The sequence below is a fragment of the Inquilinus sp. genome (assembly GCF_057815775.1).
The window spans coordinates 1-8,034 of sequence record NZ_JBYRFX010000670.1 but is presented as its reverse complement, the minus strand read 5'-3'; the positions used below and the strand labels follow the sequence as shown (position 1 = coordinate 8,034).

At 62.6% G+C, this 8,034-nt stretch carries 11 protein-coding genes; 6 read left to right on the top strand and 5 right to left on the bottom strand.

The window, feature by feature from the left end; genetic code table 11:
• The 3 genes from AC3XYG_RS23295 to AC3XYG_RS23285 all read right to left on the bottom strand — a co-directional run.
• Positions 1-259 (bottom strand): hypothetical protein (locus AC3XYG_RS23295; protein ID WP_489142251.1); only part of this gene is annotated, 259 nt, incomplete at its 3' end.
• A 453-nt stretch (positions 260-712) separates the two neighbouring features.
• On the bottom strand, positions 713-1,057 hold the full coding sequence (locus tag AC3XYG_RS23290; protein WP_489142250.1) for a hypothetical protein: 345 nt from the start codon (positions 1,055-1,057) through the stop codon (positions 713-715).
• A gap of 19 nt (positions 1,058-1,076) precedes the next feature.
• Positions 1,077-1,811 carry an SOS response-associated peptidase gene (locus tag AC3XYG_RS23285; RefSeq protein ID WP_489142249.1) on the bottom strand — a complete coding sequence of 245 codons (735 nt, stop codon included), beginning with the start codon at positions 1,809-1,811 and terminating at the stop codon, positions 1,077-1,079.
• 166 nt (positions 1,812-1,977) lie between these two features.
• Between AC3XYG_RS23285 and AC3XYG_RS23280 the strand changes: the two genes are divergently transcribed.
• The gene (locus AC3XYG_RS23280; RefSeq protein WP_489142248.1) at positions 1,978-2,415 is read left to right on the top strand and encodes a hypothetical protein; all 438 of its coding nucleotides are present in this window, start codon (positions 1,978-1,980) and stop codon (positions 2,413-2,415) included.
• Positions 2,416-2,417: 2 nt separating this feature from the next.
• A complete protein-coding gene (locus tag AC3XYG_RS23275; RefSeq protein ID WP_489142247.1) occupies positions 2,418-2,855 on the top strand; it encodes a hypothetical protein in 438 nt (145 codons plus the stop codon).
• A gap of 105 nt (positions 2,856-2,960) precedes the next feature.
• On the opposite strand, the gene AC3XYG_RS23270 is transcribed toward AC3XYG_RS23275, so the two are convergent.
• On the bottom strand, positions 2,961-3,257 hold the full coding sequence (locus AC3XYG_RS23270; RefSeq protein ID WP_489142246.1) for a UvrD-helicase domain-containing protein: 297 nt from the start codon (positions 3,255-3,257) through the stop codon (positions 2,961-2,963).
• A 392-nt stretch (positions 3,258-3,649) separates the two neighbouring features.
• Between AC3XYG_RS23270 and AC3XYG_RS23265 the strand changes: the two genes are divergently transcribed.
• The 4 genes from AC3XYG_RS23265 (at position 3,650) to AC3XYG_RS23250 (ending at position 6,551) form a co-directional block, all read left to right on the top strand.
• Positions 3,650-4,216, top strand: a complete 567-nt coding sequence (locus AC3XYG_RS23265; RefSeq protein WP_489142245.1) for a hypothetical protein — start codon at positions 3,650-3,652, stop codon at positions 4,214-4,216.
• 1 nt (position 4,217) lies between these two features.
• On the top strand, positions 4,218-4,382 hold the full coding sequence (locus AC3XYG_RS23260; protein ID WP_489142244.1) for a hypothetical protein: 165 nt from the start codon (positions 4,218-4,220) through the stop codon (positions 4,380-4,382).
• 559 nt (positions 4,383-4,941) lie between these two features.
• Positions 4,942-5,529, top strand: coding sequence for a hypothetical protein (locus AC3XYG_RS23255; RefSeq protein ID WP_489142243.1), 588 nt, complete (start codon positions 4,942-4,944; stop codon positions 5,527-5,529).
• Positions 5,526-6,551 (top strand): DUF4238 domain-containing protein, encoded by a 1,026-nt coding sequence (locus AC3XYG_RS23250; protein ID WP_489142242.1) that lies wholly within the window; start codon positions 5,526-5,528, stop codon positions 6,549-6,551. The genes AC3XYG_RS23255 and AC3XYG_RS23250 overlap by 4 nt, the downstream gene beginning before the upstream one ends.
• Positions 6,552-6,579: 28 nt before the next feature.
• On the opposite strand, the gene AC3XYG_RS23245 is transcribed toward AC3XYG_RS23250, so the two are convergent.
• Positions 6,580-8,034 (bottom strand): hypothetical protein (locus AC3XYG_RS23245; RefSeq protein ID WP_489142241.1); only part of this gene is annotated, 1,455 nt, incomplete at its 5' end.

The window sequence follows — 8,034 nt, the reverse complement described above, 5'->3', positions numbered from 1 at the left end:
TGGACCGGGCGATGATGCCGTTGGCATCTCGCACCGTCCCCTCGAACTCATCGATCCTGATACCCCGGCCAAAGCCGGAGTAGTCGAGGATGTCGTAGCCGCCTTCGGGAGACAAATTCGCCCCGATGTCGCTGCCGATGGCGATGTCGTCGTCGTTGCCGGTGTAGGTGGTCTGGGTGTTGGTGTAGACGAGCAGTGTGTACCCTGGCGGGACCGGGCCGGCATAGCCGGGCGGGACCATGAAGAATCCGAGGGCCATGACAACGTTCCGCCTTGGTTGCTGGGGATCAAAGGGGCTGATACGAGGATAAACCCATCCGCCTGCCCGATAGCTCACCAATCCATTGCAAACTCAGGCAACTTCATAAAAAATCAATGAGACCTGGATTGCCCGATGACCGTAGGGCCGACCGCCGCTGACGATCACGACACGCCAAGACCCCGGCGTGGCGCTCTTCCAGGAGCAGGCGATGTCGATCGCAATCATTGCCGCCGGCTTCAGTCCGGGTGAGGCTGACCAGCTGCGCCGGTCGATGTCCGCCTATCGCCGGACCGCCCGGGTCGCTGAATACCCGCGACCGCATGGTCACCGGCATGGTCGGCCGCGGCTACGATCAGGCCCTTGCCGAACACTGCTTCAGCCAGATCGAAGGTTTCGGCGAATACGGCTTGTAGCGGATCGTGCCTACGAGCCCGGCAGCGCCGTAGGCAATCAGCTCTGGTCGACCTGCCAAACGCCTGGCCCAGCCACCACCAACTGACTGGGCGGTGGGGGCGCGGTCGACGTCACGGTCAGCGTTGCCGTCGACCCATCGTCGAGGTCGAAAACGATCTTGCCCTCGCCGTTGCTCCACAAACGACCGTCGCAGAGCGCGGTGTGACTGCCGTTCTTCGGAATCGCGCTGAAGAGCAGGCTTCCCTTGAGCGTCATGGCACCGGGTGGAACGCCTGGCAGGTCACCCTTGCACTGCAACTTGAGCCCACCGGCGTCGTAGGAGAGGCCGTATACGGCCTCCATGACATGGATCGTCACGTCGATGGGATTGATCGAGCTCAAAACCGTCTCCTCAAAAAAGTCAGATGAGCGGGGCTGCCGCTGCGCGCCAACCGGCGGCCTGCTGGTACCCCAGATCGTAGGCCGCCTGCAGTTCATCGCTGTCGCCCTTCGGGCCGACGCGGGCGACATAGAGCCGGTCGTCAGGCAGCGGTTGCTGCATGGCAATCGCCTCCTCGACCGGTGCCGTCAGCCAGGCCTGCCACCGGTCCGGCGACAGGATCACCGGCATCGCCTTTTCATGGATCGGCTTGACGATGCTGTTCGGCTCGGTGGTCAGGAAGGAGAACAGCTTGTGCTCACCCTCGACTGGGTCCTTCTTGGTGCCACGGGTTCCCGTCCACGGGCGCCAGATCCCCGCGAACCCGAAAACCGGCCGTGGTTCCGGGGTGCCGTCCTTCACCGCGAACCAAGCAACCGGCTTCTTCTTGGTCACGGGATCGGGCGTCGGCAGGTACTCGCTGAAGGCCGAGGCCGGCACCACGACGCGCCACTCCGGTTTGAGCCACCCCTTCCAAAAGTTGCTCGACAGATTCCGGACGTTCGTGACGTAGGAGGGGTTGGGCCCGACTGGCGGGAAACCCCAGCGCATCATTTCGAGCCGCCGGTTGCCGCCTGCGCCCAAGCGCACCACCGGAGCCAGATAGTCCGGGAAGACCGAGGCCATCCCAGCGAAGTTGCCAAGGTCGACATCCAGGGCGTCTGCCAGCCTGCGCAGCTCTTCCTGGGTCGAGTCCACGGCATAGAGATTGCACATCGGTCGCCTCCCATATTGCCGCCATAGTGCCTTGCGAGCGGTGCTCGCGGAAGCCATCGCACCCCGGCCCGGACGGCCCCTAGGCGAGGTGGCGGCCCCGCCCCTTGCCTCTCGGGCATGAGGGGCACCGATTCTCAACCAGGGAGTTCAGCTTGGGGGGAAACCAATGACCACGCCGGCACAGAGCTTTCAGAGCGTCGTTGACGACTACGCCACCTATGTCGAGGACACCTTCGGGCACTCTCGCCAGGTGTGCGACGCCTGGCACGAGGTTCTCCGACCGCTCGATGTGCACGTCCAGACCGCCGGCCTGGCGCCAGGTCTGTTCGTCCGGCTCGTCGAGTTCGATCCCTGTCCCGGCGAGCGCGACGCCGACGATCATCGGACCGTGGCACGTCTGGAATTCGTCTCCCACGCCATCCCCGATGTGGTGATCCATCTTTCGACCGAAAACACCGATGCTGTGCCGCGGCTCGACATACTGACTACGATGCGACGCGGCGTTGGTCTCCTCGATCGCGAGTGGGACGATCTGGGGCCGGCCGAGGCCATCAGGCGGTTCATCGACCGCCACAATGCCCGCGCCGCGGCCGAGGCGAGGTAGGCTTGGTCAAGAGGTCGCGCTCGGCCGAGGAGAAGGCCGCCTTTCTGGCGAAGGTCGACCCTCTCGTGGCGAGGTTGAGCCAGGGCGGGGAGGAATTTGAGATCGAGATCGTCGATCTTGGTCTCCAGTACCATGGCCCGCTCGATGATTTAGACCCAGAGCTCCACCTGCCTTTCGAGGAGGCGCAGTATCTGCCGCACGCGGAGCTCCGGAACCGGTTCGACGCGATTGTCGAGGAACTTCAAGAGCGGTTCTGGCCCGGCGAGCTGCCGGGTGATTTCCCCTGGGATGACCTGCCCTACTCGGTCGGTGAATTGCTGCGGATGATCGAACGGTTCGGGGTGTGGTTCGATCCGCTGGGCTCGAGCAGGTTGGCGAGGGATTGGTGGGGCAAGGACAGAGCCACGGATCCCCTCCAGGGCGTCCTGCCGCTGCGCTGAGGGCAATCCTCCGAAGGCCCGGCCCAGAGCATGGTGGGGCCAGCCCCAGGCCGGGCCGGATGCCGCTGTAGACTACGGGGCACCCAGCATGATCTAGAGGTCACGTCAGAGACATCGTCCAGGCCCGCTGGGTCCTCTATTCCTTGGTCGGGGCACCGATCGGCACGCCCGGAGTGAGACGGTCAGCAGCAAGAACCGCCTTGGGTCGGCGCCGGTTCCGATCAATCGGACGACACCATGTGCCAGGGTGTTGGATTTGCTCGTCCCCACGCTCGCGATAACCGAGAGGGGTCCCGCGGACGGATCGCCAATCCCGAAGTCCACCGCGGCGCGCTGTTCTGCGTTGCGTGCATCCAGATAGGACGAAGCTGCGACGGTCGCCTCGGCGGAGAGGCTGCTCAAGCGTGTCGAGCACGCGCCGGCGCGGCGTGGCGCTCCATGATAGCCTAGTAGAACAGCCAATGGAGTCCATTTTGGACCAGAGGTCAGGCTAGAGTCCGACGTCTGCTAGAGGATGCATCGAAGCTAGCGAGCTGCCGACGGGATCGAAAGAGCGCCAACGAACGGTGTCTATCGCGTCAGCCGGAAGAACCGTCGTCTTCCCCGTCCCGTCATGAGCGAATGATCATTGGCAGACTCGTCACCATCCATTGATATCACCGCTGAGCGCGCCCCGTCGGTCACCGCCTGAGTATGGGGCCTTGAAAAAAGCCAGTCGAACCTTGTGCTAAGCGAGGACACGACCACCAGGCCGAATCTGTGATATCTGCCATCCGTCACTAGGGGATGCGGACATGCTCGGCAAAGAGGTGTTGGAAAAGCATTTCATCGAATCGTGGAAGAAGGAGGCGTCCTCGGAAGAGGATGCGGCCAGGACGATCTCGATCTCTCTGACGGTCCTTGGTCTAAGCGGTGTGCTACTCGGGTTGCAGCCGAAGGCCTACAAGCAGATCCCCATCGACTTTGGGCTCATTGTTCCGATGGCGCTGCTGGTGTTGTTCCTGGCGTTTGCGTCGATGTGCATTCTCAAGATCCTCGATGCCGTTCGGCCGGTAGACTATGGCCATCACCCGAACGAGAAGAAGATGCTCGAGTTTGCCGAGTGGGAAGGGTGGCGGCTTGAAGTCGTTGAGGGCAATGCAGGTACTGCGCTCAAGGACGCGGTCGACGCCAGCCTGACGGTGCACTACCTGAAGGCCTATGCAGAGATGATCGCGGCAAATCGAAAGCTAAACGCCCAGCGCGCCAGCGCGAGGTTCGAAGCGCTCACCTACTCGATCCTGACGCTGGTTACATCCTTTGCGTCGCTGGTGTATGTTGTTGTGCGATCGATCGGTCTCCATATACCGTTCGGAGGTTGAGATGACACAGAATGCGCAGCGCGACCCCGGGGCTAAGGTCACAGCGCCTCGGCGGCAGCCGCCGAAGGTAGATGCGCCAGGCGTCGAATACGTCATCATCGGCCCACATTTCCCATGGGTGGACGAGACCAAACTCAAGGGCAAGCGCGCCGAGGGGGACGAATGAACCCCAAGCCACAGCCAGACTCTCCGAAGCCGCGCCCTGAGGAGGTCCCCCCGAAGGAGGTTGGCGCCCCGGGTGTCGAGTATGTTCCACGCCGGCTTCCGCCGGGCCCGAGATCGTAGGCAATCCTGGCCCAAGTAGGACCGGCTCTACCGGCGCCACGGCCGCCAGCGGGCCGGGCTGGCGGCGACCATCATCACCTACCACGGCTGGAGCGCCATCCGGGGCGCCGGAAAGGCCCTCGGCATCTCCTCCGACACCATCGATCGCCTCGCCCGGCGGCCGCTTGGCCACAACCTCGCGCCGAGCCCATTCGTAGGCAAGCGACCAGTCGGAGAACTTGCCGTCGGGTTGAAGCACCGAACGCCTCAGGTTCACGGGTTCGCCGGCGTTGGCGAGTTCCTCATCCTGACGCACGGCGCGAACCTTCGCGGCGAGGGTCTCGAGCGCCCCTTGAGCATCGTCGATCATGTCAGGCATTGTAGCCCCAGAGCCTCTCCACCGCGACGGAAAGCAAATTGCGCACTGGACAGTCCTGGCGTGATGAGCGGGGCGGCGAGCGGTGACTCTGCTCGCCGATTGCCTGACGAAAATCATACTTCCGCCGCGCGAAACGCCGTTCACAATTCCGTGGCCGGCGTCAGGGATGCCGGGGGCGTTCCTCGCGTTTGAACGAGTCCAGGACTGGCGCGTGTTCGTGCTCGGGCTCGACCTCCTCCCGCACATTCCACTCACCGTCCGCACGAAATTCGCCCGCGCCCTCAGTCTGCTGTATCTAGCTTGGATGGAGTTCGACCTCGTCAAGGCTGCCGAACTGGTGGCGATGACGACGCTCCAGCTCGCGCTCACCGACCGCCATCTCGGAGGCGGTAAGCCCCCGGCCTTCGGCAAACTCTTCGAAGCACTCGTCCTAAAAGACGCGCTAACCGACGCCCAGATTCCTATGATAGCGAGATGTGGCGGCACCGTGGTCGGCCGCATCTCTGGCGAGGCACGGCCGACTTTGAGAGCGATCCGCAACGCGCTCGCCCATGACGATCCGTTCAGCGGCACGCCGTATGCGGGCCTTATAGAGTTGATCCGGGACCTCATCGCGTTCGCCTATCGCAACTATCTCGCCGAGGCCAACCAGCAAGGTATGCCTGCATGATTGGAGACGGCATAAAGTTGCGCCAGGAGAGTAAGCGGCATCATTTTGTCTCAGTGACCTATCTCAACGCCTGGGCGGCAGTGCCGGGCGGCAAAATCTACGCATATCGGAGCGACGATCCCGCCAACCCTTTGAATGTCCAGCCAGAGGAGATCGGTTTCGAGAAGTACTATTACAGCCAGATGCGGCCCGACGGAACGCGGGACAACGACAGTTTCGAGGAACTCTTCGGCGGCGTCGAGACTCCCTGGCCGTTGGTGATGCAGGCGCTGCAGGCGCGGACGCCCAACCGCCAGGTGCTCCATTGGCTCTATGCGATGATGACGATGATGCGCACGCGAGTGCCGGCCGCGCGCAACTTCAATGAGGAGATAATGGCGCTGGAGATGCGCACTGGGCTCAAAGTGTTCGCCGAGATGGGCAAGCTCCCCGACAAGCTGAGGCGTTACGAAACCAAGCTCGATACCGTCGACATCGCGATCAATCGGCAGCGCACGCTTGGAAAGATGGAAGAGGACAGCCGCAATTTTGGTGATATCACGTTGCGGATCGGCTTCGAGATCCTCTGCAACGAAACCGGCACGGACTTCATTACATCGGACAATCCGGTCGCCTATTTCGACCCCGGTGATGCCGGTATCCGACACCCATATATCAACAATGAGAAGATCGAGCTCTACTTCCCGTTGTCGCCGACGCTCGCCCTGCACGGTGCCAATCGACTGCGCAAACTCGGGCACGTACCGCGGTTTCGGGTCGTCACCGAGAAGCCGAAAGTGCATGCAATCAACCGGATCACGTCGCGCTTCGCCTATCGCCTGGCATTCGCGCGCGACCGATCTCACGACGCGCTAATTGCCCGGCACAGCGCGACTTCACCGGTGCTGGACGCTAGGGTCGTGCGCAAACCCAAGGAAATCCAATACTATATTGGGCACCGGTTCGGCCCCCGGCCCGCGCTGCACAAGTTTCGTCCTGAGCTGTGCGAAGGAGATCTCTACGAAGAAGACTTCAAAATCTAAGCGAAGGTCACGATGCGCAAGTTGGGCGTCAATCCGTGGCTTCCCCCCTGGCGGCGACCTGTTCGATCTTACGCTCAAGTTCGTACGCCTCCGCGACGCCGACTGCGACCAAGCGCCCAAGCAGACTATCAATCCGATCGCGAGATGCATGCTCCGGCGCGAGCAACGCGGATTCCTCGATGGTGACTGCGTCGAACCATTCAATGATCCGGGTGCCAGTCCCCGTCGCTAACCAGAATGGGCCTGTCGGAATTCGTGCGAACCATCCTTCGACTGCCTTGAGCAGGAAATCAAGGTGGCCCACCCGGGGCGTTACCATCAACAGATTCATGACGCACATCGCCACGAATGACGTCGGTCCCCCAGGCAACATCGGCTCAACGGACTCAAGCAGCGGATCGAGCCGGTCGGACAGGGCTGGAGGCAAATAACTCCTTGTGCCCTTAAATTGGTTGAAGGTATTGAGTAGCATCTTTGCCACCACGCCACCGGTATTGTGGTCGATACTCAGACTGGCTGGATCGCCTGCACATTTCCATAGCCTGAGCGCCATGACGCGCTCCGCCATCCGTGTCCGCAGCCCGACCAGCCGCGCGGCCGCACGTCGTGGTTCATTGAAGTAAAGCGCATCGGCCGCATGGATCAGGGTCCGCGCGACACCACCGAACGATTCATCAGGTAGGTTGGTGACGAGCTCAAGATCCGTTTCGAAGCGCGCTATCGGCGCGTCCATGAGCATCGAGGCGAACAAGGGGTAGAAGTGAAGGTTCCAGGCGTCCAGATTGCGCTCTATCTCGGCCTCGGCCGGTAGGCCGAGGCCGTTCATCTTCGCCGTCCAGGCCGAATATGCCTCGACGATCTCCTGACTCCAATCCACCTTTCCCTCGGTGGCGCTGTTGAGCATCCCCAGCCACTGCGCCGCGGCTTGGCTGTCGACATGCACGGTGAATGTTGCGGCGCTTTCCACCTCCTCGATCGCATCGGCTTCGAGATCCTGAGGCGAATCCGGATCGGCAGCGGAAATGCGCGTCCGGTGGCGGAGGAGTGGGCGTTCCTTGGGAAACTCCGGCCAAGCCGGTTCTTCATTATTGCCATCGAGCCACGCGATCTCCGCCGCCACCGCCGCCCGGACGGCTTCATTTCGCCCCGCCTCGAAGCGTTGCCGTTCGGCTTCATCGTCCTCATCGTCATGCCAACGCTGCAGCATGTTCGAGAACGCCGCACGCATCGCGGCCTTGAACAGCTTCGGCTCTTTGTCGAGGATCTTCGGCAGCGCCAACGAGAACGCAGGCACCGCCGAGCGATCCCGGCGTGCCGCGAGCGCGATCAGGGCATCGCCGTCCGCCTTGGCTCCCTTGCGCAGCCAGAGTTGGATCAGAGCGAGTGTCGCCAACGCCGGCCGGTTGTAGCGCACCAGGTCGCCCGCGTCCCCGCGCCGGCCCGACTGCTCGGCAAGACCGAGATCGATCACTTGCCGCACCCA

Bases quoted from the DNA above. Each gene is read 5' to 3' on its own strand.
- AC3XYG_RS23285 (WP_489142249.1), bottom strand. From the start codon at position 1,811: ATGTGCAATCTCTATGCCGTGGACTCGACCCAGGAAGAGCTGCGCAGG.
- AC3XYG_RS23280 (WP_489142248.1), top strand. From the start codon at position 1,978: ATGACCACGCCGGCACAGAGCTTTCAGAGCGTCGTTGACGACTACGCC.
- AC3XYG_RS23265 (WP_489142245.1), top strand. From the start codon at position 3,650: ATGCTCGGCAAAGAGGTGTTGGAAAAGCATTTCATCGAATCGTGGAAG.
- AC3XYG_RS23260 (WP_489142244.1), top strand. From the start codon at position 4,218: ATGACACAGAATGCGCAGCGCGACCCCGGGGCTAAGGTCACAGCGCCT.
- AC3XYG_RS23250 (WP_489142242.1), top strand. From the start codon at position 5,526: ATGATTGGAGACGGCATAAAGTTGCGCCAGGAGAGTAAGCGGCATCAT.